Origin of the sequence: Oceanimonas smirnovii ATCC BAA-899, from assembly GCF_000381965.1 — a bacterium.
Classification (GTDB): domain Bacteria; phylum Pseudomonadota; class Gammaproteobacteria; order Enterobacterales; family Aeromonadaceae; genus Oceanimonas; species Oceanimonas smirnovii.
Genome location: NZ_KB908454.1, coordinates 259151 through 285723, shown reverse-complemented (window position 1 = coordinate 285723; position 26573 = coordinate 259151). Strand labels below are relative to the sequence as shown.

General features: G+C 57.9%; 24 protein-coding genes. 16 read left to right on the top strand and 8 right to left on the bottom strand.

The genetic code is table 11. The annotated features are described in order from the left end of the window. Positions 1 to 2330 (bottom strand): hypothetical protein (locus tag G364_RS17450; RefSeq protein WP_211212407.1); only part of this gene is annotated, 2330 nt, incomplete at its 3' end. 739 nt (positions 2331 to 3069) lie between these two features. Here G364_RS17450 and G364_RS16190 point away from each other — a divergent pair. Genes G364_RS16190 through G364_RS0101275 form a run of 5 tightly spaced genes read left to right on the top strand, consistent with a single transcriptional unit; the run spans position 3070 to position 8954 of the window. Next, on the top strand, positions 3070 to 4479 hold the full coding sequence (locus G364_RS16190) for a TolC family outer membrane protein (RefSeq protein WP_019933336.1): 1410 nt from the start codon (positions 3070 to 3072) through the stop codon (positions 4477 to 4479). 56 nt (positions 4480 to 4535) lie between these two features. Beyond that, the gene (locus G364_RS0101290) at positions 4536 to 6677 is read left to right on the top strand and encodes a type I secretion system permease/ATPase (RefSeq protein ID WP_026344596.1); all 2142 of its coding nucleotides are present in this window, start codon (positions 4536 to 4538) and stop codon (positions 6675 to 6677) included. Further along, complete coding sequence (locus G364_RS0101285; RefSeq protein WP_019933334.1) at positions 6674 to 7996, top strand: HlyD family type I secretion periplasmic adaptor subunit; 1323 nt, start codon at positions 6674 to 6676, stop codon at positions 7994 to 7996. The genes G364_RS0101290 and G364_RS0101285 overlap by 4 nt, the downstream gene beginning before the upstream one ends. Next, positions 7993 to 8610, top strand: a complete 618-nt coding sequence (locus G364_RS0101280) for a response regulator transcription factor (protein ID WP_019933333.1) — start codon at positions 7993 to 7995, stop codon at positions 8608 to 8610. Before G364_RS0101285 ends, G364_RS0101280 begins: the two co-directional genes overlap by 4 nt. Then, entirely contained in the window at positions 8610 to 8954 is a 345-nt protein-coding gene (locus G364_RS0101275; protein ID WP_026344595.1) for a hypothetical protein, read from the top strand. Before G364_RS0101280 ends, G364_RS0101275 begins: the two co-directional genes overlap by 1 nt. A 9-nt stretch (positions 8955 to 8963) precedes the next feature. On the opposite strand, the gene G364_RS0101270 is transcribed toward G364_RS0101275, so the two are convergent. Together G364_RS0101270 and G364_RS0101265 are read right to left on the bottom strand one after the other, a co-directional pair. Continuing rightward, entirely contained in the window at positions 8964 to 10886 is a 1923-nt protein-coding gene (locus G364_RS0101270; RefSeq protein WP_019933331.1) for a bifunctional diguanylate cyclase/phosphodiesterase, read from the bottom strand. A gap of 40 nt (positions 10887 to 10926) precedes the next feature. Continuing rightward, entirely contained in the window at positions 10927 to 11610 is a 684-nt protein-coding gene (locus G364_RS0101265; protein ID WP_019933330.1) for a transglutaminase-like cysteine peptidase, read from the bottom strand. Positions 11611 to 11778: 168 nt separating this feature from the next. Here G364_RS0101265 and G364_RS0101260 point away from each other — a divergent pair, with 168 nt between their 5' ends. Genes G364_RS0101260 through G364_RS0101235 form a run of 6 tightly spaced genes read left to right on the top strand, consistent with a single transcriptional unit; the run spans position 11779 to position 16995 of the window. Beyond that, positions 11779 to 12825 carry an ABC transporter substrate-binding protein gene (locus tag G364_RS0101260; RefSeq protein ID WP_019933329.1) on the top strand — a complete coding sequence of 349 codons (1047 nt, stop codon included), beginning with the start codon at positions 11779 to 11781 and terminating at the stop codon, positions 12823 to 12825. Positions 12826 to 12827: 2 nt separating this feature from the next. After that, on the top strand, positions 12828 to 13631 hold the full coding sequence (locus G364_RS0101255; RefSeq protein WP_019933328.1) for an alkaline phosphatase family protein: 804 nt from the start codon (positions 12828 to 12830) through the stop codon (positions 13629 to 13631). Next, positions 13628 to 14539: an ABC transporter permease gene (locus G364_RS0101250; protein ID WP_019933327.1), complete on the top strand. Its 912-nt coding sequence runs from the start codon at positions 13628 to 13630 to the stop codon at positions 14537 to 14539. Before G364_RS0101255 ends, G364_RS0101250 begins: the two co-directional genes overlap by 4 nt. Next, on the top strand, positions 14532 to 15314 hold the full coding sequence (locus G364_RS0101245; RefSeq protein WP_019933326.1) for an ABC transporter permease: 783 nt from the start codon (positions 14532 to 14534) through the stop codon (positions 15312 to 15314). Before G364_RS0101250 ends, G364_RS0101245 begins: the two co-directional genes overlap by 8 nt. Continuing rightward, a complete protein-coding gene (locus G364_RS0101240; RefSeq protein ID WP_019933325.1) occupies positions 15314 to 16330 on the top strand; it encodes an ABC transporter ATP-binding protein in 1017 nt (338 codons plus the stop codon). The genes G364_RS0101245 and G364_RS0101240 overlap by 1 nt, the downstream gene beginning before the upstream one ends. Then, positions 16330 to 16995, top strand: a complete 666-nt coding sequence (locus tag G364_RS0101235; protein ID WP_019933324.1) for an HAD family hydrolase — start codon at positions 16330 to 16332, stop codon at positions 16993 to 16995. Before G364_RS0101240 ends, G364_RS0101235 begins: the two co-directional genes overlap by 1 nt. A gap of 166 nt (positions 16996 to 17161) precedes the next feature. Here the strand turns inward: G364_RS0101235 and G364_RS0101230 are convergent, their stop codons facing one another. Next, positions 17162 to 17503 carry a DUF2750 domain-containing protein gene (locus tag G364_RS0101230; RefSeq protein WP_019933323.1) on the bottom strand — a complete coding sequence of 114 codons (342 nt, stop codon included), beginning with the start codon at positions 17501 to 17503 and terminating at the stop codon, positions 17162 to 17164. 147 nt (positions 17504 to 17650) lie between these two features. Here G364_RS0101230 and G364_RS0101225 point away from each other — a divergent pair, with 147 nt between their 5' ends. From G364_RS0101225 to G364_RS0101210, 4 genes are all read left to right on the top strand, one after another. Next, positions 17651 to 18298 carry an isochorismatase family protein gene (locus tag G364_RS0101225; protein ID WP_026344594.1) on the top strand — a complete coding sequence of 216 codons (648 nt, stop codon included), beginning with the start codon at positions 17651 to 17653 and terminating at the stop codon, positions 18296 to 18298. Further along, positions 18291 to 19478, top strand: coding sequence for a nicotinate phosphoribosyltransferase (gene pncB, locus G364_RS0101220; RefSeq protein ID WP_019933321.1), 1188 nt, complete (start codon positions 18291 to 18293; stop codon positions 19476 to 19478). Before G364_RS0101225 ends, pncB begins: the two co-directional genes overlap by 8 nt. Positions 19479 to 19572: 94 nt before the next feature. Then, the gene (gene phhA, locus G364_RS0101215) at positions 19573 to 20367 is read left to right on the top strand and encodes a phenylalanine 4-monooxygenase (protein WP_019933320.1); all 795 of its coding nucleotides are present in this window, start codon (positions 19573 to 19575) and stop codon (positions 20365 to 20367) included. Between the two features lie 9 nt (positions 20368 to 20376). Next, complete coding sequence (locus G364_RS0101210; protein ID WP_019933319.1) at positions 20377 to 20727, top strand: 4a-hydroxytetrahydrobiopterin dehydratase; 351 nt, start codon at positions 20377 to 20379, stop codon at positions 20725 to 20727. Positions 20728 to 20849: 122 nt separating this feature from the next. Here G364_RS0101210 and G364_RS0101205 read toward each other — a convergent pair whose 3' ends face one another. The 4 genes from G364_RS0101205 to puuD are packed head-to-tail and all read right to left on the bottom strand — an operon-like array spanning position 20850 to position 24970. Further along, complete coding sequence (locus G364_RS0101205; protein ID WP_019933318.1) at positions 20850 to 22124, bottom strand: NAD(P)/FAD-dependent oxidoreductase; 1275 nt, start codon at positions 22122 to 22124, stop codon at positions 20850 to 20852. A 14-nt stretch (positions 22125 to 22138) separates the two neighbouring features. Further along, positions 22139 to 23623 (bottom strand): aldehyde dehydrogenase PuuC, encoded by a 1485-nt coding sequence (gene puuC, locus G364_RS0101200; RefSeq protein ID WP_026344593.1) that lies wholly within the window; start codon positions 23621 to 23623, stop codon positions 22139 to 22141. A 19-nt stretch (positions 23624 to 23642) separates the two neighbouring features. Further along, a complete protein-coding gene (puuR, locus tag G364_RS0101195) occupies positions 23643 to 24203 on the bottom strand; it encodes an HTH-type transcriptional regulator PuuR (protein WP_019933316.1) in 561 nt (186 codons plus the stop codon). After that, a complete protein-coding gene (gene puuD, locus G364_RS0101190) occupies positions 24200 to 24970 on the bottom strand; it encodes a gamma-glutamyl-gamma-aminobutyrate hydrolase (protein WP_019933315.1) in 771 nt (256 codons plus the stop codon). Before puuD ends, puuR begins: the two co-directional genes overlap by 4 nt. 184 nt (positions 24971 to 25154) lie before the next feature. On the opposite strand from puuD, the gene G364_RS0101185 reads away from it, so the two are divergent. Beyond that, positions 25155 to 26570, top strand: coding sequence for a glutamine synthetase family protein (locus tag G364_RS0101185; protein WP_019933314.1), 1416 nt, complete (start codon positions 25155 to 25157; stop codon positions 26568 to 26570). The last annotated feature ends 3 nt before the right edge of the window (positions 26571 to 26573 follow it).

Sequence of the window (26573 nt, the reverse complement as noted above, 5' to 3'; positions counted from 1 at the left end):
ACCGTCTGACTTGTCATCATCCGATTTACCACCGTCTGACTTGTCATCGTCCGACTCGCCGCCGTCCGACTTGTCATCGTCCGACTTGTCACCGTCCGATTTACCACCGTCTGACTTGTCATCGTCCGACTCGCCGCCGTCCGACTTGTCATCATCCGACTCGCCGCCGTCTGACTCACCGTCGGTGGAAGGATCTGTATCACCTTCATCATCGGTATCACTATCAGCATCCGCATCCGCATCTGCATCTGCGTCGGCGTCAGCATCCGCGTCTGCGTCGGCGTCAGCATCGGCATCAGCATCCGCGTCGGCATCGGCATCCGCATCGGCATCGGCATCGGCGTCAGCATCCGCGTCGGCATCGGCGTCAGCATCCGCGTCGGCATCGGCATCCGCGTCAGCATCCGCATCGGCATCCGCGTCAGCATCCGCGTCGGCATCCGCATCCGCGTCGGTATCTGCGTCGGCGTCCGCATCGGCGTCGGCATCGGCATCCGCGTCCGCATCAGCATCTGCGTCGGCATCGGCATCGGCATCCGCGTCTGCATCGGCATCCGCATCGGCATCCGCATCGGCGTCTGCGTCGGCATCAGCGTCGGCATCCGCATCGGCGTCAGCATCCGCGTCAGCATCTGCGTCGGCATCCGCATCGGCGTCAGCATCGGCATCAGCATCGGCATCAGCATCTGCATCAGCATCGGCATCGGCGTCCGCATCCGCATCCGCATCGGCATCTGCGTCGGCATCGGCATCCGCGTCTGCATCGGCATCCGCATCGGCATCCGCATCAGCGTCAGCATCCGCATCAGCGTCAGCATCCGCATCGGCGTCAGCATCGGCGTCAGCATCGGCGTCTGCGTCAGCATCAGCATCTGCATCTGCATCTGCGTCAGCGTCGGCATCCGCATCGGCGTCGGCGTCAGCATCCGCGTCGGCATCGGCATCAGCATCCGCATCGGCGTCCGCATCAGCGTCCGCATCGGCGTCAGCATCGGCATCCGCATCGGCGTCCGCATCCGCATCGGCGTCCGCATCCGCATCGGCGTCAGCATCGGCATCAGCATCCGCATCGGCGTCAGCATCAGCATCCGCGTCGGCGTCAGCATCGGCATCCGCATCAGCGTCCGCGTCGGCATCTGCGTCGGCATCTGCGTCGGCGTCAGCATCAGCATCAGCGTCGGCATCAGCATCTGCGTCCGCATCAGCATCCGCATCCGCGTCAGCATCGGCGTCGGCGTCGGCATCAGCGTCCGCATCAGCATCGGCATCCGCATCAGCGTCAGCGTCAGCGTCAGCGTCAGCATCCGCGTCAGCATCGGCGTCGGCGTCCGCATCAGCATCCGCATCCGCATCCGCGTCAGCATCTGCATCTGCGTCCGCATCAGCATCCGCATCCGCGTCAGCATCTGCGTCCGCGTCAGCGTCAGCGTCCGCGTCAGCATCGGCGTCAGCATCGGCGTCAGCATCCGCATCGGCGTCTGCATCGGCGTCTGCATCGGCGTCGGCGTCGGCATCCGCGTCGGCATCCGCGTCGGCATCCGCGTCGGCATCTGCGTCGGCGTCTGCATCAGCATCCGCGTCGGCGTCGGCATCCGCATCAGCGTCAGCGTCCGCATCAGCATCCGCATCGGCATCTGCGTCGGCGTCGGCGTCTGCATCAGCGTCAGCATCCGCATCGGCATCCGCGTCAGCATCGGCATCTGCGTCTGCATCGGCATCCCCATCTGCATCTGCATCCGCGTCAGCATCTGCGTCAGCATCGGCATCCGCGTCGGCGTCAGCATCCGCATCAGCGTCGGCATCCGCATCGGCATCAGCATCCGCGTCAGCGTCGGCGTCTGCATCTGCGTCGGCATCAGCATCTGCGTCCGCATCTGCGTCGGCATCAGCATCTGCGTCAGCATCAGCATCTGCATCTGCGTCAGCGTCGGCATCCGCATCGGCGTCCGCATCCGCATCCGCATCCGCATCCGCATCGGCGTCAGCATCGGCATCAGCATCCGCATCGGCGTCAGCATCAGCATCGGCATCGGCGTCCGCATCCGCATCGGCGTCTGCATCTGCATCAGCATCGGCGTCGGCGTCCGCGTCAGCATCGGCGTCGGCGTCGGCGTCGGCATCAGCATCTGCGTCCGCATCTGCGTCAGCATCGGCATCCGCATCAGCGTCAGCGTCAGCATCGGCATCAGCGTCCGCGTCGGCATCAGCGTCAGCATCCGCGTCAGCATCTGCATCTGCGTCTGCATCGGCATCAGCGTCGGCGTCAGCGTCGGCGTCAGCATCGGCATCTGCGTCGGCATCGGCATCGGCGTCAGTATCGTCTGGCTCATCCGGATCCACTGGCACTTCCGGATCATCAACTGCGAGGGTATCAGGCTCTGCATCCGGGGCCGCTGCGCCGGCTTCAACTTCAAACGGATCTACAGGGGCTATACCAAACTCAAATGACTGAGGATCAACCTGCTCGGCTACTCGGGTTAGCGACACAAAAGAACCACCGCCACCAGAAGGCGCACCGGCAATACCTGCGGCAGGTGCTTCAAGCTCTTCTAAAATATCATCGCCGTTTTCCAGGGCAGCCAATACTGCTTCAACACTGGGATCAAGCAAGGCACTTTCTTGCGTAGCAGGCTCTGCGGCTGACTGCATGCTTGGCGTCATCTGAAGGGTCTGGTTTTCACCAAACAACATGGGCACGTTATCACCAAAATCCAGCGCCACTTCAGCGCCCTCTCCGGTAATTAACGTTTCGCCGGCGAACACAGTATCGCCAACAGAAAGCTGACGAACAGAACCGTCAGCAGATTTCGCGGTTACCTGGCCTGAAGCCTCGGTGATCACTGCTATCGCTACGCTCATACCTTGCCAACCTTATAAAACTCTGATAATTGCCACATCTTATCGTAAAGAAAACAGGAAAATATTGTCCTCTGGTACAGTATGTATCCACGTAAAGATGTTTAAGATAGGCTAGGGTTAAAGCTTCAAGTGAAGCACAGGGATATGAGCAAACAGAGCTTCAATGAGTCACTGTTGCTTCTACTAATTAAATGGATCAGGTCATACAGCATGCAACCATCAAAACCACGAGCACTGTTTCTTCTTGCAGGGGCGTACTTACTGGCTTCAGCTGCGAATGCGCAGGAATCAGCTGCCAGCCCGGCCGGCATTGTAGAAAAAGCAATTGCAACCAATCCTGATGTTCAGGCCAGCTGGAGAATATTCAATGCCTCGGCATATGACATCGACTTTGCCAAAGGCGGATACAAGCCAACGGTGGATGTAACCGCTGGGTATGGTAAGGAATGGCGCAACTACACCAATCCGGAAGATTTTACCGGCAGTGCCGCAGAAATCTCCCTGGTACAAATGCTCTATGATGGCTTTAAAACCTCAAACGATGTCACTCGTTTTGAGAATGCGCAGCTGGTTCGTTACTTTGAATTGCTGGAAACCATTGATGGCACTGCATTGGAAACCCTGAGAGCCTATCAGGATGTCATGCGCTATCGCGATCTGGTGCGCCTGGCGGAAGACAACTTAACCAGCCATGTAGATGTTTTTGAACAAATTGAAACCAGTGCCCGTGCCGGGGTAGCACGCAGAGCAGATCTGGAGCAGATAAGTGGCCGTGTTTCGCTTGCAGAGTCCAACCTGTTAACAGAAACCACCAACCTGCATGATGTCACCGCTCGCTACCTGCGCATTGTCGGAGAGCTGCCACCGGAAAACATGCCGGAGCTGGAGCTCAATAACAGCCAGTTACCGCTGACCTTGCGCGACGCCATGCAACTGGCCTATCAACACAGCCCTTCATTTCACGCCGCACTTCGAAATATCAGCGCCCAGGAAGCTGCTGTAGAAAGCCAGCAGGCGGCGTTTCATCCGGAACTTAACCTTAATGCCAGATACGGCACTCAGGATTATGTAGATGGCACTATCGATGAACGGCGCACCGAAGGGCGTGTTGGTCTGGATGTTCGCTACAACCTGTATCGCGGAGGCCGTGATCAGGCAAATGTTGATAAAGCCTATGAAGAAGTAGACAGAGCCAAGGATCAGCGCAACAAAGCCTGTGTTGATATGCGCCAGACCCTGCAAATTGCATACAACGATGTACAAAAGCTTGATCAGCAGCTGCCCATTCTTAATCAGCACCGGCTGTCCTCAGACAGGGTAAGAGCTGCCTATCAAGGGCAATTTAACATCAGTGAAAGAACGCTGCTTGACGTGCTCGACGCCCAGAACGAATATTTTCAGGCGAGCCGGGCTTATACCAATGCGCTTTACGACAGGGGCACCGCCATTGCACGCACCCTGGCGGCCATGGGCCAGCTGCTGCCAGCGCTGAGCGTAGTTAATGATAAGTTACCCTCGCTCAGTGATCTGGGAGCAGAGCCGGTTACCGTAGATGCAGACTCAGCCTGCCCTGCCGAAGAAATCCGTTCCGCCATCAGCCAGGTCAGAATATTACGCTAAAAGCAGGTAATTCATCACAGCCCCGGCATCTTGCCGGGGAATATACGGAAGCTTGAATGCCACAAACAAAACACCATACCCAACAAGCTGATCCCTTGCTCGGGTGTTTGCTCATTTTATGCCGTTTGCACCAGCGAAAGCTTACCAGCGACATCGCACTGGCAGGTTTGCCACTGGCAGATGGCATGTTAACACCGTCAGTTTTTCACCGGGCCGCACGCCGGGCCGGGCTTGCCAGCCAAGTTTCTGTTCACGCACTGTCCGACATAAATACATCATTACTTCCCGCTACGCTTTTACTGAATAATAACAATGCCTGTGTTATTACAGGCATTGATCAGCAGCAAAAAACTGCAAGCGTTATCTGGCCCGACCTGCCGGATGCTGAAGTGACCGTCTCTCTTGATACACTTGAACCACAGTATTCCGGAAACCTTATTTATGCTCATCCTCTGTTTCATTTTGATGAGCGCGGAACCAGCGGAAATTTCCGTACCGAAGGACACTGGTTCTGGAGCGTTATAAAGCAAAACCGCCCTCTTTACCGTGACATTATTATTGCCGCCATTCTGATCAATCTGCTGGCGGTCACCATGCCGCTGTTTGTGATGAATGTATATGACAGGGTGGTACCCAATCACGCAACGCATACGCTCTGGGTGCTGGCTGCCGGCGTGTTTATTGTGCTATGTGCCGACTTGGGTCTGCGTCTGATGCGAGGCTGGTTTGTTGATATGGGAGCAAATCGTGCCGATATAACGCTCTCTGCGTCCATTATGGAGCACATTCTCAACATGAAGCTGTCACAGCGCCCGGCGTCTGCTGGTTCTTTTGCCAGTAATGTGCAGTCTTTTGAATCTGTGCGCAGCTTTATTGGCTCAGTCACCCTGGTTACATTGGTCGATCTTCCTTTTATTTTATTATTCTGCTCCATTATTGCCATTATTAACTGGCTGATGGTTATTCCCATTATAATAGGCGCATTAATCGTCTTACTGTATGCCATTATTGCCCAGCGCCGTATGCAGCGCCTTTCTGAAAAAATGATGCAGGCAAGCGCCATGCGCAACGCCACCCTGGTAGAGTGCCTGAGTAATCTTGAAACCATTAAAATTACCGGTGCAGCCAGCAAAATGCAGGGCACCTGGGAAAGCACTATTTTATTTCTCTCCAAGCTGACCGCTCGCATGAGACTGCTGGCTTCGTCGGTCAGCAATGGTGCAAACTGGACGCAACAAGTGGTTGCCGTCAGCCTGATTATTCTGGGCGTTTATCTCATTCGTGACGGTCAGCTTACGCAAGGCGGACTTATCGCCTGCTACCTGCTGTCTTCTCGGGCCATGGGGCCGGTAGGCCATGCGGCGTCCTTGCTGTCTCAATATCATCATGCGGTAGCCGCCATGAATACGCTGAACCGGATTATGGACACGCCCACCGAGCGTGCAGAGGGGCAGCATAAAGTCAGCCGTCCTGTGGTAGCAGGAGATATCGAGTTCCGTCAGGTCAGCTTCAGTTATCCCAATGCCGAAAAGCAGGCACTGCAAAATATCAGTTTCAAAATCCAGTCAGGAGAGCATGTGGCTATTCTCGGGCGTAACGGCTCAGGAAAAAGCACCATAGAGCGTATGATCATGGGGCTTTATGAGCCCAGTGCCGGCACTATCCTGATAGACGGCGTTGATATTCGCCAGCTGGATCCGGCCGAATTGCGCAGAGCCATGGGCTATGTGCCACAGGATGTATCACTGTTCTACGGCACCCTGCGCGATAACCTGGTGATGGGCATGTCGCAGGTTGATGATGCCCGTATTGTTCATGCCACCAACCAGAGTGGCCTGGCCGACTTCGTCGACACCCATCCCTCTGGCTTTGATATGCAGGTGGGTGAGCGGGGCGAGCTGTTATCTGGCGGACAACGTCAGTCTATCGCCATTGCCAGAGCACTGATAAAAGACGCGCCCATTTTACTTCTTGATGAGCCCACAGGATCACTTGATCAACGCAACGAGCAACAGATAAAACAAAGTCTGCAACAATGTGCTCACGGCAAAACCATGGTGCTGGTGACTCACCGGAGTTCACTGCTGTCTTTGGTAGACAGGATCATTGTGGTTGATAATGGCCAGATTGTTGCCAACGGGCCAAAAGAAGAAGTGCTCGAGGCATTAAGGCAAGGCAAAATCGGGAGTGCGGCATGACCCCAAACAGCAAACAGCCTCACACCAACAAAAACTGGGATCTTGATGCCCAATGGGCCCGCCTGCAGCAGGAACCCGTTCGCGCCAGAGCCTTGCTCTATTCCATGGGTCTGGTACTGATTGCTTTGCTGGTCTGGTCTGCTTTTGCTTCTCTTGATGAAGTAACACGGGGAGAGGGCCGGGTGATCCCCTCACGGCAGCTGCAGATAATACAATCGCTGGATGGCGGTATTGTGCAGCAGATCCTGGTGAAAGAAGGCCAAACCGTAGAGGCCGGTGAAGTACTGCTGCGTATCGATCCAACCCGCTCCATGTCCAACCTGCGTGAGAGCCAGGTTCAATATCTGTCGGCCAGTGCTGAAGTGACACGCCTGCAGGCGCTGATTGATCAAACCGAGCCGGTGTTTGCCGATGAGCTGCATGAACAGGCTCCCGATCTTATCAGCCGGGAACTGCGCTTGTATCGCGCCAGCCAGGAAGAGCTGCAAGAGCAAATTGCCATTTATAATCATCAGCTCAGCCAGCGCCAGCAGGATCTGGTTGAAGCGCAGGCTGAACTCAGGCAACACACTCAGTCTTTGGCGCTCAGTCAGCAAGAGCTGAAAGTGACCCGTCCGCTGCTGCAGCTGGGGGCCGTTTCCGATGTAGATATACTGCGCATCCAGCGCGAGATCAGTCGTTCACGTGGTGAAGCCGAGCGGGCAAGAGCCGCCATCAGCCGAAGCGAAGCCGCCATAGAAGAAGCTCAGAACAAACTCAGAGAAGTAGAACTTAATGTGACCAATCAATGGCGGCGTGACTATCTGGCAGCAAAAGCCAGGCTGGATGCACTGGGTGAGGCAGAATCTGCACTGGAAGACAGAGTACAGCAAACCGAGATTCGCGCGCCGGTAAGAGGCACGGTGCAACGGCTGTTTGCCAATACCGTGGGCGGCGTGGTGTCACCGGGCCGGGAAGTGATTGAACTGATCCCGCTGGATGATGAGCTCATCATTGAAGCCAGAATTCAGCCCAAAGACATCGCCTTTATTCGCCCGGGGCAAGACGCCATGATTAAATTCACTGCTTACGATTTTGCCATTTATGGCGGTTTAAATGCGGAAGTCAGACATATCAGTGCCGATACCATCAAGGATGATCAGGGCAGCAGTTACTATCTGGTGCGCCTGGCCACTGAACGAACCAACCTTGCTGCCGATCTTACCATTATTCCCGGCATGGTCACTGAAGTTGATATTCTTACAGGCAAAAAAACCGTACTGGAATACCTGCTGAAACCCGTCCTCAGAGCCACTTCAAAAGCGATGACAGAAAGATGATAAATTCAGTATTTATTACCGAAAAAGGATTTTACAGTCCGCGCTGGCATCAGGCTTTTCCGAATGCAAACCTGGTCGAGGCCAGTGATCAGGCAGCGTTATCTGTTCCTGCCGGACTGATATGGGTTCTTACCGGCGTTGCGGGCTGGGAAGCACAAATCAGGCATCAGACAGCACAAGGAAATACCGTTGTTGCCATTACCCGCAACCCTCAGATAAATGAGCTGCGCCAGGCACTGACCGCAGGAGCCCGAGGCTATCTTGAGGCCTTGTCCAGTCAGCAGATCCTGACTCAGGCAGCCCAAACTGTCTGTGCCGGGGGCATGTGGTTACCTGCCGAGCTGGTCACTCATATGATAGGCATGCTCTCCCCCATGCTTGAAAACACTGGCAGCGCAGCAGGTGATAAAGAATCGCTGCTCAGCAAATTAACCACACGCGAACGTCAGGTTGCCGCTGAGGTCATAAAAGGCAGCAGTAATAAACGCATTGCCATCACACTGAATATTACCGAGCGTACCGTCAAAGCACATTTAAGCTCTGTATTTGAGAAACTGGGAGCCAGAGATCGCATGCACCTGGTATTACTGGCACGTGAACAGGGACTATGCTGATGTTTGTAAAAAGAGACAAAGACGGGCGTATTTGTGCGGTCAGCCGTGAACAAATCGCGGATATCAGTGAGCCTGTAGAAGACCAGTCACCGGAGCTTGCCCGGTTTATTAACGCAGCGGCAGAGCCCGGATCAGATCCGCTCAAAGCGTCTGATCTGGCCATGTCGCGGGTGCTGGAAGACTTGATAGACTTACTGATAGACAAGCAACTGATTCAGTTCACCGAGCTGCCGTCCATGGCTCAGCAAAAACTGCTCACCAGACAAAGCCTGCGCAAGCAATACCGGCTGGATTTATTCAGTGACCATGATAATGATGACGACGAACAAATCCCCATGATCTGATTATTTATATCACAGCGGCCGGATCCCAGGCCCGCCGGCAGCATCAAACCCAAGAGCCCGCAGCAAATCACGCTGCTGTGCATCCTGCACACCGTCTGCAATCATGCACAACCCAATGCTGTGCCCCAGACTGCAAAAACCACGCAAGAACCCCTGGTTGCCTTCATTCTCTTCAAGCCCGGCCAGCAAAGAGCCATCAACCTTAAGATAATCCAGCCCAAGCTCTTCCAGATGCGCAATTTTTGCAAAATCCCGCCCGGCTCGTTCTATACCAAGATGACACCCTGTTGCTTTCACTTCAGTACAAAACGCACGAAATAATTCCAGCTCGGCAATCACATGTCGCTCAGCAAACTCCAGCCAGAGCAAAGGCGCAAAGCCACCGGCATTGCTCAGCAAGCTAACCAGACGCTGCCGGCCTGCCGCATCGCGTAATGTATCTACAGATACATTCACTGCCACTGGTTTTTGCTCATTATGTTTCAGCCCGTCAATAACGTGCTCCACCATGGCCAGATCAAGCTCTGCAAGCCGGCCCAGGCGACGGGCCCAGGGCGTAATATCACCGGCCCGCCAGGTGCTGCCCTGCCAGTGCACACGCATCATGGCCTCTTCATGCAAACAGTCATTATCAGCCAGCGTTAATACCGGAAAGCGTGCGGAAACAACCGCATGGGCCGTGGTCACGTTATTCAGCAGCTCACGCCACTCACCTTCACTCCAGTGATGACGCGACGATACCGTTTCCATTACGGCTGTGCCTGTCGCGCCTCCTTGCTCCGCCACGGCCAGCATACTGTCTATCCGGCTCATGACGTCTCCCCGGCTTTCACCGGCGGTGAAATAACAGGCTCCCTGAGGCAACACAGGCTGCACGTCAGCCACCCCCTGGCTCCATTCCCGCAAACGCTGATCAAGCGCGGCACTCAACGCCGGCAAGGCGTCAGTGTCTGTCAGTAATAACAAAAAATCACTGCCATTCAGCCTGCCAGCATTCATGCCGGCAAACAAGGCGCGCTCCTGCTCCGGCCAGCGCTGTAATATGCCTGCCAGCTCAGCCAGCAGCGCATTTGTCTGCCCGTGCCCCAGCATGCGGTTAATACCGGCGAGATCAGCAATACGCACCAGAATCATGCCATGATGGCCGTCATCTTCACTCAGCAGCGCATCAAGCTGGCTGTTAATGGTTTCCCGGTTGGCCAGCCCGGTTACCGCATCATGCTGGTGTTGATAACGTAATGCCTCAAGCCGGCGAGACTCATTTTCCAGCATGTCACGCACCCGGCCCGACAACAGGTTCATGGCTCGCACCAAACGGCCAAACTCCAGGGTTCTGGGCTCGTTGGAGGTAATAAAGCGGCGTCCGCCAATGGCTTCTGCCTGTTTCACAACATCTTCCAGCGGCCGGGTTATTCGTTTTAACAACCAGCTGCCCAGCACACCACATAACACCGCAACCAGCATCAGCCATGCGGTCAGCCGCAGCGTGGTCTGCCACAAGGCGGCATAAGCCACCTGAGTCTGGCTTTCAACATACAAGGTGCCGTATTGATGCCAGCCATCCTGTACCTGAGCAACGCCGGCCGGCACAGACAAGGCTGCCATCTTCTCAAACCAGGCCGGCACAGTATGCTGCTGTGCCGCTGATGCCGACACCTTCTGCTGCCGCACCTCACCGGATGGCGCTATCAGCTCAATACGACGATAGTGGCCGGTATCAAACTGGGCCGATACCAATAATTCCACGGTAACATCATCTTTTTCCACCTGAGATAATGTCAGTGCCAGTGAATTGGCATTATCAATATTCTTCTGCTGCAGCTGTTCCTGATAATAATTACGGGCACTCATGGTGCTGATAGTAAAGCTGCTGATAAAAGCCAATAACATCAGTACCAGGATCGCCAACCACAATTGTTTATTCAGCGACATAGCACTTTCTCCCTGCGGCCATAAACAAATACTGTGTACTTCACCAGCTCACTCCTTCTTGTCGAATTTTTTCCAGCACTTGTCGCCAGCGCGATAACCGCGCCACCGGATTGGCGGCTGATGAAGCTGCGCCCGGTGTCCACAAGCCTTCACTGTTAAAACTAAAAACCGGCGTTAAATCGGTACGCTGAGAGCCGGCCAGAATATTGGAAGTTAAACTGTCCAGCAGCAGCGGATCGGAAGAAGGAGTCGCATAATAACCCAGCACCATATGCGCTTGCGAAATAGAGCTGCGAGGCCCGCCAATTTTTGCCCGGACATAAATAAGGCGCAGGCGATCGTCGCTGATCCCCGCCATACGTAAACTCAGATACTGCGCAATGGCGTAATCTTCACAATCACCCAGGCCACGACCCAGGGTTTCTACCGGCGTGGCCCAATAATCTTCCTGCCCCCATAAGTCCTGATCCAGCTGATAGCGCAGATGACGGTGAAAAAAGCGGTTTACCCGGCTTAACCGCTCCTGCTCGGGTAAAGCGCTGATGTCATTCAGCATGCTCTCCCATTCGCGGGAAATATCTGCACGCCCGTAGCGTGCTTCCATCAACTGATGCACACGGGGAAAATCAACATGAATGGTGCCGGCACCGTAAGAAAGCGGCAGATCACGGAAAAGCCATCCCAAAAGCAATAGCAAGGTCATGCTTATGGTTACTTTACGCATTCCGTGAGCCCTGAAGGAGATGATGAATCATCCTAACATAGCGGACTCACTCTGGGCAGTTTCTGAGCATTCCTCGCCACAAAATCATCTTAAAACTGCCGCCTGAATGTCATAAAGCCCCCCTACCATGGGCGCGCATTTTGTTTTAAACACAAGGACATCACGCTCATGAAACAGCTGTTCACCGCAAGTCTGCTTACCCTGGCCTTGGGCACCACCGCCCAGGCCGCCGATCTCAGCGAGCTGGAAGCCAGGGCCCGGGCCGAAGGCCAGGTCAACAGCGTCGGCATGCCCGACAGCTGGGCCAACTGGAAGGATACCTGGCGGGATCTGGGTAGCCAGTACGGCCTGAAACATCAGGACACCGACATGAGCTCGGCCCAGGAAATCGCCAAGTTCGCCGCCGAAAAAGAGGATGCCACCGCCGACATCGGTGACGTGGGCGCCGCCTTTGCCCCCATCGCCGTGCAGCAGGGCGTCACTCAGCCCTACAAGCCGTCCACCTGGAACGAGATCCCCGACTGGGCCAAGGATGCAGACGGCCACTGGATGCTGGGCTATACCGGCACCATCGCCTTTATCGTCAACAACGAGCTGGTAAAAAAGGTGCCTACCTCCTGGGCAGATCTGCGCGACGGCGACTATCAGGTCACAGTGGGGGATGTGGGCGTGGCCGCTCAGGCCAACAGCGCCATTCTGGCCGCCGCCTTTGCCCTGGGCGGAGACGAGTCCGACCTGAGCCCGGCGCTGGATCTGTTTGCGGATCTGGCCCGCCAGGGCCGGCTGTCGCCGGTGGACACCAATATCGCCAACCTGGAAAAAGGTGAAATTGAAATGGCGGTGCTGTGGGACTTCAACGCCCTCAACTACCGGGATCAAATCGACCGGGATCGCTTTACCGTGGTGATCCCGTCGGACGGCTCCCTGATCTCCGGCTATGCCACCATCATCAACAAGTACGCCAAGCACCCCAACGCCGCCAAGCTGGCGCGGGAGTACATTCTGAGCGACGCGGGCCAGATCAACCTGGCCCGGGGCTATGCCCGCCCCATTCGCAGTAACGTCACCCTGCCCGACGACGTGCAGGCCAGGCTGCTGCCCAACGAGATGTACGCCAATGCCCGCCCCATTGCCGACTTCGGCACCTGGGAGCAAAGCACCAAGCGCCTGCCGCGCCAGTGGCAGACCGAAGTGCTGGTGCACCAGCAGAGGTAAGCATGCACAAGGTCATACTGATCATCATTGACGGTTTGGCCCACGAGGTAGCCCGGCACAGCCTGGGCTACCTGCTGGCCATGACCGAAGCGGGGCGCGCCACCGGCTACAAGCTGCAGTGCGAGCTGCCGGCGCTGTCACGCCCCTTGTATGAAACCATTCTCACCGGCACCCGGCCGGTGGATCACGACGTGGTGCACAACGGCGTGGTGCGTTTGAGCAACGAAACCAGCCTGTTTCACCTGGCTCAGCGCGCCGGCCTCACCACGGCGGCGGCGGCCTACCACTGGATGAGCGAGCTGTACAACCGCGCGCCCTACGATCCGCTGCGGGATCGCTTTACCCAGGACCCACAGCTGCCCATTCAGCACGGCATTTTCTACCACCAGGACGACTACCCCGACAGCCACCTGCTGCTCGACGCCGAGTGGCTGCGCCAAGGCGCGGATCCGGATCTGCTGCTGATCCACCCGATGAACGTGGACCATGCCGGCCACCAGTTCGGCCTGGACTCCTCCCAGTACCGCAACAGCGCCCGCCACTTCGATCTGTTGCTGGCCGATTATGTGCCGCGCTGGCTGCAGCAAGGCTATCAGCTGATGATCACCAGTGATCACGGCATGAACCGGGATCGCAGCCACAGCGGTGCCCTGCCGGAAGAGCGGGAAGTGCCGCTGTTTGTGCTGGGCTCGGCATTCAGTCACGACCGCCACGCCCACCCGCGCCAGACCGAGCTGTGCGGCACCCTGGCCAGCCTGCTCGGCCTGGATCACCACAAACCCCAGTGCCGGGAGCTGCTGATATGACCGATCTTGCCCTGACCACCGACCGGCCCTCACACACCGCGGCTCCCGTGAACACCGGCAGCTTCTCGGCCGCCCGCCCTTCGGCCTGGCGGCGCCGGCTGCCGCTGCTGTTGCTGCTGCCCTTTGGCCTGGTGTTTACCCTGTTTCAGCTGGCGCCCATTGCCTGGGTCGCCATTAACGCCTTTCAGGCGGGCGGCGACTGGAGCCTGGCCCACTTTCGCGAGATCCTCGGCTCTCCCTGGTATCACCAGTCCTTTACCAACAGCCTGGATCTGGCGTTCTGGTCCAGCCTGGCGGGCCTGGCCATTGCCACTCTGGGAACGGCGGCACTGCGGCGGGTGCCGGGCCGGCTGCAAAACGCCGTGGTGGCCTTTACCACCATGGCCAGCAACTTTTCCGGCGTGCCCCTGGCCTTTGCCTTTATCGTGCTACTGGGCATGAACGGCGCCCTGACCCTGTTACTGCAGCAGCTGGGGCTGGCCGAGCAGTTCAATCTCTATTCCCGTGGCGGCCTGCTGGTGCTCTACACCTACTTTCAGGTGCCGCTGGCGGTGCTGTTGCTGTACCCGGCCTTTGACGCCGTGCGCGACGACTGGCGCGACGCCGCCGCTCTGCTGGGGGCCGGCCCGATACGCTACTGGCTGCGGGTGGTGCTGCCGGTGCTGAGTCCGGCCCTGCTCGGCACCTTTATCATACTGCTGGCCAATGCCCTCGGCGCCTACGCCAGCACCTATGCGCTGATGACCAGCAACTACAACCTGGTGACCATTCAAATTGCCGGCCTGGTGGCGGGAGACATCTTCCTCGAGCCCCAGCTGGCGGCGGCGCTGTCGCTGCTGCTGATGGCCCTGCTGGTGCTGGTCACCGCCGTTAACCAGTGGCTTGTTGCCCGGAGTCGTCATGTCTAAGCCCCCGCTGTCCGCGCGCCTCACGGTCTGGACCCTGGTCACTCTTCTGGCCGCCCCCATCGTCATTACCCTGGCCTATTCCCTGGCCGAGAGCTGGGGCGCCCACATTCTGCCGCAGGGGTTCAGCACCGAGTGGTATGCCAAACTGTGGACCGACCAGCGCTTTCTGGCCGCCTTTGGCCGCTCGCTGCTGGTGTGCCTGGCGGCGCTTGCGCTCAGCCTGGTGCTGATATTGCCGGCGCTATTTGTGGTGTTTTACTACTTTCCCAAACTCAAAGGGCTGATGAACCTGCTGGTGCTGCTGCCCTTTGCGGTGCCGCCGGTGGTGTCGTCGGTGGGCCTGCTGCAACTGTATGCCGGCGGCCCGCTGCCCCTGGTGGGCACGCCCTGGATCCTGGTGCTGTGCTACTTCACCCTGAGCCTGCCCTTTATGTACCGGGCCCTGGCCAACAACCTGGAGGCGGTTAACCTGCCCGACCTGATGGACGCCGCCCACCTGCTGGGTGCCGGCACCACCCGCGCCTTTTTGCGCGTGGTGCTGCCCAACCTGCGCAACGGCCTGCTCAGCGCCCTGTTTCTGGCGTTTTCCTTTCTGTTCGGGGAGTTCGTGTTTGCCAACCTGCTGGTGGGCACCCGCTTTGAAACCCTGCAGGTCTACCTGTACAGCCAGCGCACCACCAGCGGCCACTTCACCAGTGCCATGGTGATGTCCTATTTCCTGTTTATCGGCCTCGCCACCTGGGTGGCGCTGCGCCTGCAATCCCGGAGCGCCTGATGTTCTATCTGGAAGTTGCCCATCTCGCCAAATCCTTTGGCGACACTCGCGTGTTCAGCGACATTCACTTCGATATTCGCCGGGGCGAGCTGGTCACCCTGCTCGGTCCCTCGGGCTGTGGCAAGTCGACCCTGCTGCGCAGCCTGGCCGGTCTGGTCAGCCCGGACCACGGCCATATTCGGGTGGCCGGTGAAGACATCACCCATCTCAAGCCCCAGAAGCGGGGCATCGGCATGGTGTTTCAGAGCTATGCCCTGTTTCCCAATCTGACGGTGGCCGGCAACATCGCCTTTGGCCTGAGTATGCAAAAGCTGAACAGGGCCGAGCTGAACCGCCGGGTGGCGGAAGCCGTGGAGCTGGTGGGCCTGCAAGGCCGGGAAAAGCACTATCCCAGCCAGCTGTCCGGTGGCCAGCGCCAGCGGGTGGCCCTGGCCCGGGCATTGGTGGTGCAGCCGCGTATTCTGCTGCTGGACGAGCCGCTGTCGGCGCTGGACGCCCCCATTCGCAAGCGGCTGCGCGAGCAGATCCGGCGCATTCAGCAACAGCTTGAACTGACCACGGTATTCGTGACCCACGATCAGGAAGAAGCCCTGACCCTGTCGGATCGCATCTTTGTGATGAACCAGGGCAGCATAGTGCAGGCCGGCACCGCCGAGGGCGTTTACACGCGCCCCGCCAATGACTTTGTGGCGAGCTTTATGGGCAGCTACAACCTGCTCGAACCGGAGCAGGCCGCCGCCCTGTTCGGCCTGCGCATTCGCGGCCGGCTGGCCATTCGCCCCGAGACCATTTACATTCGCGAGCCGGGCCGCGACTATGGTCCGGCCATGACCGCTCCGTTGCCGGCCCAAGTGGAGCACCACCAGCTGCTGGGCAACGTGATCCGCTACCGCATGCGGCTGGCCCACGCCACCCTGGAGGTGGATACCCTTAACCGGGGCCCGGCCTCGCTGCTGGCCGCCGGCACGCCCGTGGAGCTGCTGTTACCAAGGAATGAACTGAAAGAGGTTGCCTGATGAACCTGGCCATTTTTGATCTGGATGAAACCCTGATTGCCGGTGATTCTGCCACTTTGTGGCTAAATTTTCTGGCCGGGCGCGGCCTGGTAAGCAACGCCCTGCTGGCGCAAGACCGCCGCATGATGCAGGACTACTATGCCGGCACCCTGGATATGCCGGCCTATGTGGCATTAACCCTGGCACCGCTGGAAGGCCGTACTACGGCAGAGATCAGCCGGCTGGCAGCGGAATTTATCACTCACCATATTGCCCCCATTGTCTACCCCGAGGCGCGGCAGCGGCTGGCGTGGCACAAGGCTCAGGGGCACCGCTGCCTGATCATTTCCGCCACCGGCGAGCACCTGGTCAGGCCCATCGCGCATTATCTGGGAGTGGAAGACGCCATTGGTGTGCAGGTGGAAGTCGTGAACGGCCGCTACAGCGGCCGGCCGGAAGGTGTTTTCAGTTTTCAGCAAGGAAAGGTAGTGCGCCTGGGTCACTGGCTGCGGGATCACAATGTTGAGCCGGACTTTTGCTACGGCTACAGCGACTCCAGCAACGATTTACCGCTGCTGGAGCACGTAGATGAAGCCGCTGTAGTCAACGGTAACGAGGCGCTGAACGCCATCGCCGCCGAGCGAGGCTGGCAGCAGCTGAACTGGACGCTGAAAAAACAGCCGTAAGCGACCAGCTATAAAAGCATAAACAGACAACGCCGATGCCTGAACAAGGAGGGGAAAGGAGCCGGTTTCACGACCGATCAAATGCCATGGATGGCATTTGCCGAGCGTCACATGGAAGTGCTTGAAGCGTGTCGTGAAATCGATTCTTTTCCCGACTTAGCAGCCGTCAGGCGAATTCTTTCACCATTTCCAGCACATCCAGCTCGATACCATCAAGCTCTTCGTTCCAGTTGGGGCCAATGCGCACGCCGTCTTCCGACAGGTCTTCCACCCAAATTTCCAGAAACTCGGCCAGCGTGATCTCAAACGGCTCATACTGGGCCCACTCATCCACGCACTGGGCCTGAGCCTCAGCTTTGGTAGACCACACCGGCATCACTTCGGTATCCTCAAACTCGGTGGAGTCACACACCACCCACTCGTCTCCGAAGCGAAGCCCCCACATCACATTGTCGGCTTTAACCTGATCGATAAAACGCTGATATTCTGTCTGGTGGAGCTGGCTCATTACGGTCACCTTTGGCTTAATGAGGGGAGAACACCCCGAATGGGGGCGATACTGAACCAAATTAACATTAGACTCAATCAAAACAATATTAAAAAACAGTGCTATGCAGTGCCCTTTGCCACACATAACAAACAGGAGACGGCCTTGATGAAATTGCCCGCCAAACACAGGGTAGCCAGTCTGGACGTAGATGCCCAGTATACTTTCACTCCCGCCTGCCCCGAAGAGCTGCCGGTAGCCGGTGGCGATACCATTGCCGAAGAGCTTAACCGCCAGGCCGCCTTTGCCGGCCTGCGCCTGGGCTCCAAAGACGCTCACTCACCGCAAGCCGTCTGGGTAGCCAGTGATGACAAGCCCGCGTTCAGTCCGGTGGAAGGTGACAACGTCGATATTCGCTGGCCCCTGCACGCCGTGCCCGGCACCCGAGGCTTTGAGCTGCTCGACGGCCTGCCCCACCCGGCCGATTATGACTTTTTTGTATGGAAAGGCGTGGAGCCCGACATGCACCCCTACGGTGCCTGCTATCACGACATGGCAGAGCGCCAAAGCACCGGCCTGATTGAATACTTGCACGGCAACCGCATCAGCACCGTCATCATTGGCGGCCTGGCCACCGATTATTGTGTGTTTCACACTGTCAGGCAGCTGCTGGCCGCCGGCTTTACTGTCATTATAAACCGTGCCGCCACCCGGGGCGTGGCCGATGACACAACGGAGAGGGCCATTGCCGAGATGATTCAGCTGGGCGCGCACTTTGTGCAGCATGCCGGCGAGCTGGAGCAGGCCCATGACTGAGCCCGTGATCACCACACTGCTCGACACCGACCTCTATAAATACACCATGATGCAGGCGGTGCTGCATCAGCATCCGGCCGCCGAAGTGGAATACCGGTTTCGCTGCCGCACCCCAAATGTGGACTTTTCAGCCTGCTTTAACGACATCAGCCGGGAAATTGACCACTTATGCACACTGCAGCTCAGCGATGACGAGCTGAATTATCTGGCCGGTCTCGATTATATCAAACCCGACTTTATTCACTTTTTACGGCTGTTCCGGCTCGACCGGCGCTTTGTGCACCTTGAATGCGTTAACGGCCGGCTGGAACTCAGCATTCGCGGCCCCTGGCTGCACACCATTCTGTTTGAAGTGCCGCTGCTGGCCATTATCAGCGAGGTGTATTGCCGCCATCATTATCCTCAGCCCGACTGGGAGCAGGCACGGGCGCGCACGCAACAAAAAATGGACCTGCTGGCACCGGCAGAGGGCTTTCGCTTTTCCGACTTTGGCACCCGCCGGCGCTTTTCTGCCAGATGGCAACAAGAAGTGGTGCAAACCCTGGCCGCCGGTCTGCCCACACAGTTTTCCGGCACCAGCAACCTGGCGCTGTCACGGCTGATTGACCGCCCGCCCATGGGCACCATGGCCCATGAATTTTTGCAGGCCTTTCAGGCGCTGGGCCCGCGCCTGATAGACAGCCAGAAAGCAGCACTCGACGCCTGGGTGAGTGAATATCGCGGCCGGCTGGGCATTGCCCTGACCGATGTGGTGGGCATGGATGCGTTTTTGCAGGACTTTGATCTCTACTACGCCAAGCTGTTCGACGGCCTGCGCCACGACTCGGGCGATCCGGTTATCTGGACCGAAAAAGCCCTGGCCCACTACCGCAAGCTGAAAATCGACCCCAACGGCAAGCGGCTGGTCTACAGTGACTCACTCACGGTCAGCAAGGCACTGGAGCTGTATCAGCGCTTTGCCGGACAGTGCCGGCCGGCCTTTGGTATTGGCACCCACCTGACCAATGACGTGACCAGCACGCCGCCGCTCAGCATGGTGATTAAAATGACCCGCTGTAACGGCCAGGCAGTAGCCAAACTGTCCGACAGCCCTGGCAAGGCCATGTGTGAAGACGCCGGTTATCTGGCTTATCTGTCTCAGGTATTTGGCGTGCAGCCGCCCTCCGTAAACAAAAACTGACACCCCTGTAACGTCACAGTGCCGCCCTGCCCTTTTCACTCATGGCCGCTGTCTCTACAGTAAAGGCATTATCACTGACAAAGGGCAAGGCTGAATGAACGCCTCCACCTACGTGGCCCGCACACCCGGGCCTGACGGCCATATTCATTATCCGGAGGAAGAAAACGCCATCTGGCGCACGCTTATCACCCGCCAGCTGGATTGTGTGCAGCAAACGGCCTGTAACGAATATCTGACAGGGCTTGAACGGTTAGATTTGCCAAAAGACCACATTCCACAATTGGCAGACATTAACCGGGTGCTGCAGCCTGCCACCGGCTGGCAAGTGGCCCGGGTGCCGGCGCTTATTTCCTTTGATCGCTTTTTTGAGCTGCTGGCCGGCCGGCAGTTTCCGGTGGCCACCTTTATTCGCCGGCGGGAACATCTGGATTATTTACAGGAGCCGGATATTTTTCATGAGCTGTTTGGCCACTGCGCCATGCTCACCCATCCGGCCTTTGCCCGCTTTACTCATACCTATGGCAGGCTTGGCGAAAAAGCCAGCCCCAAAGAGCGGGGGTTTCTGGCGCGGCTGTACTGGTTTACCGTGGAGTTTGGCCTGCTGAACACACCCCGGGGCCGGCGCATTTACGGCGGAGGCATACTGTCATCACCCGGTGAGACTCAATACGCTTTTGAGTCGGGCAAGCCGGAGTTTCGCCCCTTTAACCTGCTGGATGTGCTGCGCACCCCCTATCGCATCGACATTATGCAGCCCATTTATTATGTGCTGGACAATCTGGATCAGCTGTTTGCCATTGCCGATATGGACATTATGGCCGAAGTGCACAAGGCACAGCAGCTGGGGCTGTTTGCACCTGCTTTTCCACCCAAGAAAACCGCCATTTAAGGAGACACCATGAGCCAACTGGCCCAACAAGAATGCGAGGCCTGCCGCGCCGATGCGCCCAGAGTCAGCGATGCCGAGCTGGCCGGACTGATGACGCAGATCCCCGACTGGACACCTCAGTCCCGAAACGGTGTGCTGCAGCTGGAGCGGGAGTTTACCTTCAAGAACTTCAAACAGGCCTGGGCCTTTGCGGATAAAGTGGCAGAACTGGCCGAGAGCGAGTTTCATCACCCGGCCATTTTGCTGGAATGGGGCAAGGTCACCGTGACCTGGTGGACTCATGCCATTCATGGGCTGCACCGCAACGACTTTATTATGGCGGCACGGACGGATCAGCTGCTCCCTTCGGGAGAGCTGTAAGCGATCAGCTTGAAGCGGTAAGAAAAACAAAACGATTGCAGACACAACCCCGCGCCTGCAATCACCGCTTTTTTTGAACAACTTCCAGCTTTCGGCTTTCGGCTTCCAGCTCCCCGCAGGGGTCAAACCCCGAGCTTGTCCCGCAGGCTGTAGTAAACCGCGCCCATGGCGCTGAACGGCACCTGAAAACGGCGGCCGCCAAAAAATGGCAGATGCGGCAGGCCGGCAAAGGCGTCAAAACGCTCAGCCTGGCCTTTCAGCACTTCCGACAATAACCGCCCCGCCAGGTGAGTGCAGGTTACCCCGTGGCCGCTGTAACCCTGCATGTAATACACATTGGGCTCCAGCCGGCCAAATTGGGGCAGACGCGACAGGGTCAGCAAAAAGTTGCCGGTCCAGCGATAATCCACCTTAATGCCTTCCAGCTGCGGAAAGGTCTTCAGCAGTTTGGGCAGCACCAGCCGGTCAATGTCGTCCGGATCCCGGGCACCGTAGACCACACCACCGCCATACAGCAGCCGGTTGTCGCCGGTTACCCGGTAATAATCCAGCAGATAGTTACAGTCTTCCACGCAATACTGATTGGCAATCAGGCTGTGCGCCTGCTCGTCGCTCAGCGGCTCAGTGGTTACAATCTGAGTGCCGCAGGGCATGGCTTTGGCCGAGAGCTTTGGCTCCAGGTTGCCAAGATAGGCATTGCCCGCCAGCACCATAAATTTTGCACTGACGCTGCCCTTATCGGTTGTGGCCAGGGCCGGATCACCGTATTTGAGCCCGGTGACCGCCGACTGCTCAAAAATGCGTCCGCCCAGTTTGCGAATGGCTTCTGCCTCGCCCAGCGCCAGATTCAGCGGATGAATATGCCCGCCTCTGTGATCCAGCAAACCGCCCACATAGTTCTTGCTGTCAATTTCCTGAGTAATACGCTCAGCATCCAGCAGCTCCAGGCCGTCATGGCCATATCGCTCCCAGTTGCCCTTCTGGCTTTCCAGTTCATGCAACTGGCGGCTGTTCAGCGCCGCAAAAATACCGCCGGGTTTAAAGTCGCACTGAATATCGTACTGCTGAATGCGTTCGCGAATAATATCGCCGCCTTCAAACATCATGCTGCCCAGCATGCGCGCGGTATCGTGGCCATAGCGGGATTCAATCACGTCTATGTCCCGGCTGTAGGAGTTCACCAGCTGACCGCCGTTGCGGCCACTGGCACCAAAGCCGATACGACCGGCTTCCAGCAGCACCACATCAAAGCCGGCTTCACACAGAAACAAGGCAGTAGACAGGCCGGTATAGCCGCCGCCCACCACACATACATCGCACTGAATGTTCTCGGTCAGTTGCGGCCAGGGCGCATGCTCGTTGGCAGTGGCCGCGTAATAGCTGTTAACGTGCTCCATGGTTCTGTTCTCCCTTAATCCAGTGCCAGCCAGGTGGTTTTGAGTTCGGTAAACTTATCAAAGGCATGCAGCGACTTGTCGCGGCCGTTGCCGCTTTGCTTCACGCCGCCAAAGGGCACCGTCATGTCACCGTCGTTATAGTTATTAATAAACACGGAGCCGGCTTTCAGCTGCCGTGCCAGCCGGTGCGCCCGGCGCAAATCCGAGGTCCACAGCCCGGCGCCCAGACCATACTGGCTGTCATTGGCCAGACGCACGGCTTCGCTTTCATGCTCAAAGGCAGTAACGGCCAGCACGGGGCCGAAAATTTCTTCCCGCGACACCGTCATATGAGGGTTCACCTGCTCCAGCACAGTCGGCCCGATAAAATTGCCCGCCTGATCCCGGCCATCCAGGCCCAGCACAGCGCCGTCTTTCAGGCCTTCGGCAATATAGCGGCACACGCTGCCGTGATGATCGCTGTCGATCAGGGTGCCCATGGTGGAAGACGGATCCAGCGGATCCTTGGGCTTGAACGCTTCGGCGGCTTTTTTCAGCTCCGCCATAAAGGCGTCCTTGATGCTGCTTTCTACCAGCAGCCGGGTGCCGGCAATGCACACCTGCCCCTGGTTGTAGAAAATGCCGGCGGCAGAAGCCCGGGCCGCTTTGGCCAGATCCGGGCAGTCGGCAAACACAATGTTGGCACTCTTGCCGCCGGCTTCCAGCCACACCCGTTTCATGTTGGAGCGGCCGGCATATTCCAGCAGCAACCGCCCCACGCCGGTGGAGCCGGTAAAGGTCAGGCAGTCCACGTCCTCGTGCAGCGCCAGCGCCTTGCCCGCCTCATGGCCAAAACCGGGCAGCACATTAAGCACGCCATCGGGCAGGCCTGCTTCTTTAGCCAGTGCCGCCAGGCGAATGGCCGACAGCGGTGACTTCTCGGAAGGTTTTAAAATCACCGAGTTGCCCGCTGCCAGCGCCGGCCCCAGCTTCCAGCAGGCCAGCAGCAGCGGAAAGTTCCAGGGCACGATGGCCGCCACCACGCCAATGGGCTCACGGCTGACCAGCGCCAGCGCATCGGGGCCGGTGGGCGCAATTTCGCCGTAGATCTTGTCCACCGCTTCCGCATACCAGCGTATGCAGCGCACCGCACCGGGAATATCATCCCGCAGGCTGTGGCGAATGGGCTTGCCGGTGTCCAGGGTTTCCAGCAGTGCCAGCTCTTCACTGTGTTGCTCCATCAGGCTCGCCAGCTTCAGCAGCACCGCCTTGCGTGCAGCAGGCGGTTGTTGTGACCACACCCCCGCCTCAAAGCTGGCCCTGGCGGCCACTACCGCCATGTTCACATCGGCGTCTCTGGCACGGCTCACCTCTGCCAGGGTGGCATTGGTGGCGGGATTAATGCTCGCAAAGCGCTCGCCGGCCACGGCCTCGCGATAGTCACCTTCAATAAACAGCCGGGTTTCAGGTTTCAGCTGGTGTGCTTCGGCCTGCCAGTGGGCCTGAGTTCTGAATTCCATCATGTGTCTCCGCTTTGCATTACAGGTTGGCCGGCGTATGCGCACTGATAATGCGGCATTCCCGGCTCGATGAATTGGTAAAGGTATGGGGCAGGCCAGTGTCTATTACATAACTCTGACCGGCGCTCAGCTGGTAGCACTCACCGTCCACCGTCAGCTCAATGTCGCCTTCCAGCACAGTGCCCACTTCTTCTCCCGTGTGTTTAATATGGCCGCCGGTACTGGTGCCCGGGGCATAGCATTCAATTAAAAACCCTAATGTGCGCCTGGGGTTGCCGTTGTGCACCAGTTTGAACGACACGCCGCGGCTGCCAATCTCCACCAGCTCGCTTTCGTTAATCACTACCTTGTTGCGGACAGCGGGTTGCTGCTCGGCAAAAAACGCTGACAGCGACATGTCATATACCTTGAGCAGTTTTTGCAGGCTGCTCACCGCCGGACTCACCTTATCCTGCTCTATGGTGCAAATGGCACCATGCGTCAGGCCCGATAACTCCGCCACCCGGCGCTGGCTCAGCCCCAGCTGCCGGCGAATGCTGGCCAGCCGGCTGCCCGGCGCCAGCTCCTGTCCGCGGCTCACCCCCGGCTCCTTTGCCCGGCATAGTCATGGCAGGCCGCCACAAAGCCGTCAAACAGCGCGCGAGACAGCGGGTTTTCCCGGCTTTGCCACTCGGGGTGCCACTGCACCCCCAGCGCAAAAGGATGATTCACAAGGCTGATGGCTTCTACCAGACCGTCGGGTGCGGTGGCTTCCACCTGCACACCGGGCCCTGTGCTTTTGGCACCCTGCATGTGCAGCGAGTTCACGTTAAGCTCAGCGTCACCGGCCAGCCGGGCCAGCACACCACCCGCCACCGGAGTAATGCTGTGGGCCGGCGCATATTGTTGCTCCAGCGGTAATTCCTTGTTCTCACGGTGCTCGGCAAACAGACCGGTTTCATGCAACCGACGGTGCAGGCTGCCGCCACTGGCCACCACCATTTCCTGAAAACCGCGACAAATGCCAAACAGTGGCATTTTCATGGTCTGTGCCGCGGCAATCAGCTGCAGGCTGAGCCTGTCACGGCCTTTGTCGGTGTGCGCTTCTTCGCCGGTTTCACCGTAATGATGCGGCTCCATATTGCTGTAGCTGCCGGTCAGCAAAATGCCGTCAAGGCGCGCCAGCATGGCATCAAGGCTTTGCTCGTCTGCACCCAGCTGGTGCACCAGAGGCACAGGCACAGCACCGGCAGCCACAATGGCATCCAGGTATTTCTGCTGCACCGTTAACCCCGGATGAGGCCCCAGCTGCTGCTGGCAAAGGATCACGCCCACCCAAGGCTTGTTAAATATATAAACCGTCGACATAAGCATCCACCCGCTCTAAATTTTGAACACTTCGCCTCTTAGACGAGGAAACCGTAAAAAATATAGTCAAAACCCTAGCATCACCGTTTTGAAACCACAATAATTTTTAACACTTGCAAAACAAATTAAACAATCCTAAGTTATCATCGTAAATTATATTTAACGGTCACATGGTGGTGAAATCATGCAAGCAAACACAACGGTTACAGCCCTTCCTTCTGCCGGCGAGCCGGCCTTAACCCCCTTTGAACAGGAGGTAGCCGCTTATCTTGCCCGCTATCCCGACACTCAGTATGTGGACGTATTACTCACCGATCTTAACGGTATCTTTCGCGGCAAGCGGCTGCCGGTAACTGCCCTCGACAAGCTGGAAAACGGCTGTTTTTTCCCCGCGTCCATGTTTGCCATGGACTTTCGCGGCAACGTAGTGGAAGAAACCGGCGTCGGGCAGGACATCGGCGAGCCGGATCTGCCCTGCTACCCCATTGCCGGCACCCTGGTGCCCTCAGCCGCCGACTCCGACAGCGTAGCCCAGCTGCTGCTGACCATGGTGGATGAAGACGAGCAGCCTTTTGCGCTGGAGCCGCGCAATGTGCTTAACCGGGTCTGGCAGGAAGTCAAAGCCCGGGGCCTGACGCCGGTCATTGCGCTGGAGCTGGAGTTTTATCTGGTAGACAGAGACAGAGACGAACAGGGCCGGCTGCAGCCTCCCCGCTCCCCCCTCACCCAAAAGCGCGACACCTACAGCCAGGTATATTCGGTCGATAACCTTAATAACTTTGCCGACATTCTTGCCGACATAGACACCATTGCCGAGCGGCAGAAGCTGCCTGCCGACGGGGCCGTGGCCGAGGCCGCGCCGGGCCAGTTCGAGATCAATATGCATCACGGCAGTGATGTGCTGGCCGCCTGCGATCAGGCACTGGCATTAAAACGGCTGATTAAGCTGGTGGCGGAGCAATATGAAATGGACGCCACCTTTATGGCCAAGCCCTATGAAGAGCACGCCGGCAGCGGCCTGCATGTGCACATCAGCGTGACCGATGAGCAGGGGGTGAACCTGTTTTCCGATGATCAGGGCGAAGACACTACGCTGCTCAAGCGCTCACTGGCAGGCATGCTCGATTTAATGCCCGACAGCATGGCGCTGCTGGCCCCCAACGTGAACGCCTTCCGTCGTTTTCAGCCGGGTATGTATGTGCCGGTGCAGGCCTCATGGGGTCACAACAACCGCACCGTGGCCCTGCGTATTCCCGCCGGCGACGACGAGGCCCGCCGCATTGAATACCGGGTGCCCGGTGCCGATGCCAACCCTTATCTGGTGGTGGCCACCATACTGGCCGGTCTGCTGCACGGGCTGGATAACCCGGAGCTGCCGCTGCCGGCCCCTGTGGTGGGTAACGGTCTGGAGCAGCAAGGCCTGCCTCTTCCCACCCGCCAGAGCAGTGCCCTGGCCAGGCTGGAAGGCAAGACCCCGCTCAAGCACTACCTGGGGAAAGACTTTATCGAGGTATACCGTATCTGCAAAAACGACGAGCAGCTGGAATTTGAAAAGCGCATCACCGACATAGAGCTGGAATGGATGCTGAAAAACGCCTGATGC

Excerpts from the sequence above, each read along its gene's own strand:
- G364_RS16190 (WP_019933336.1), top strand. The coding sequence starts at position 3,070 with ATGCAACCATCAAAACCACGAGCACTGTTTCTTCTTGCAGGGGCGTAC.
- G364_RS0101290 (WP_026344596.1), top strand. The coding sequence starts at position 4,536 with ATGCCACAAACAAAACACCATACCCAACAAGCTGATCCCTTGCTCGGG.
- G364_RS0101285 (WP_019933334.1), top strand. The coding sequence starts at position 6,674 with ATGACCCCAAACAGCAAACAGCCTCACACCAACAAAAACTGGGATCTT.
- G364_RS0101280 (WP_019933333.1), top strand. The coding sequence starts at position 7,993 with ATGATAAATTCAGTATTTATTACCGAAAAAGGATTTTACAGTCCGCGC.
- G364_RS0101275 (WP_026344595.1), top strand. The coding sequence starts at position 8,610 with ATGTTTGTAAAAAGAGACAAAGACGGGCGTATTTGTGCGGTCAGCCGT.
- G364_RS0101270 (WP_019933331.1), bottom strand. The coding sequence starts at position 10,886 with ATGTCGCTGAATAAACAATTGTGGTTGGCGATCCTGGTACTGATGTTA.
- G364_RS0101265 (WP_019933330.1), bottom strand. The coding sequence starts at position 11,610 with ATGCGTAAAGTAACCATAAGCATGACCTTGCTATTGCTTTTGGGATGG.
- G364_RS0101260 (WP_019933329.1), top strand. The coding sequence starts at position 11,779 with ATGAAACAGCTGTTCACCGCAAGTCTGCTTACCCTGGCCTTGGGCACC.
- G364_RS0101255 (WP_019933328.1), top strand. The coding sequence starts at position 12,828 with ATGCACAAGGTCATACTGATCATCATTGACGGTTTGGCCCACGAGGTA.
- G364_RS0101250 (WP_019933327.1), top strand. The coding sequence starts at position 13,628 with ATGACCGATCTTGCCCTGACCACCGACCGGCCCTCACACACCGCGGCT.
- G364_RS0101245 (WP_019933326.1), top strand. The coding sequence starts at position 14,532 with ATGTCTAAGCCCCCGCTGTCCGCGCGCCTCACGGTCTGGACCCTGGTC.
- G364_RS0101240 (WP_019933325.1), top strand. The coding sequence starts at position 15,314 with ATGTTCTATCTGGAAGTTGCCCATCTCGCCAAATCCTTTGGCGACACT.
- G364_RS0101235 (WP_019933324.1), top strand. The coding sequence starts at position 16,330 with ATGAACCTGGCCATTTTTGATCTGGATGAAACCCTGATTGCCGGTGAT.
- G364_RS0101230 (WP_019933323.1), bottom strand. The coding sequence starts at position 17,503 with ATGAGCCAGCTCCACCAGACAGAATATCAGCGTTTTATCGATCAGGTT.
- G364_RS0101225 (WP_026344594.1), top strand. The coding sequence starts at position 17,651 with ATGAAATTGCCCGCCAAACACAGGGTAGCCAGTCTGGACGTAGATGCC.
- pncB (WP_019933321.1), top strand. The coding sequence starts at position 18,291 with ATGACTGAGCCCGTGATCACCACACTGCTCGACACCGACCTCTATAAA.
- phhA (WP_019933320.1), top strand. The coding sequence starts at position 19,573 with ATGAACGCCTCCACCTACGTGGCCCGCACACCCGGGCCTGACGGCCAT.
- G364_RS0101210 (WP_019933319.1), top strand. The coding sequence starts at position 20,377 with ATGAGCCAACTGGCCCAACAAGAATGCGAGGCCTGCCGCGCCGATGCG.
- G364_RS0101205 (WP_019933318.1), bottom strand. The coding sequence starts at position 22,124 with ATGGAGCACGTTAACAGCTATTACGCGGCCACTGCCAACGAGCATGCG.
- puuC (WP_026344593.1), bottom strand. The coding sequence starts at position 23,623 with ATGGAATTCAGAACTCAGGCCCACTGGCAGGCCGAAGCACACCAGCTG.
- puuD (WP_019933315.1), bottom strand. The coding sequence starts at position 24,970 with ATGTCGACGGTTTATATATTTAACAAGCCTTGGGTGGGCGTGATCCTT.
- G364_RS0101185 (WP_019933314.1), top strand. The coding sequence starts at position 25,155 with ATGCAAGCAAACACAACGGTTACAGCCCTTCCTTCTGCCGGCGAGCCG.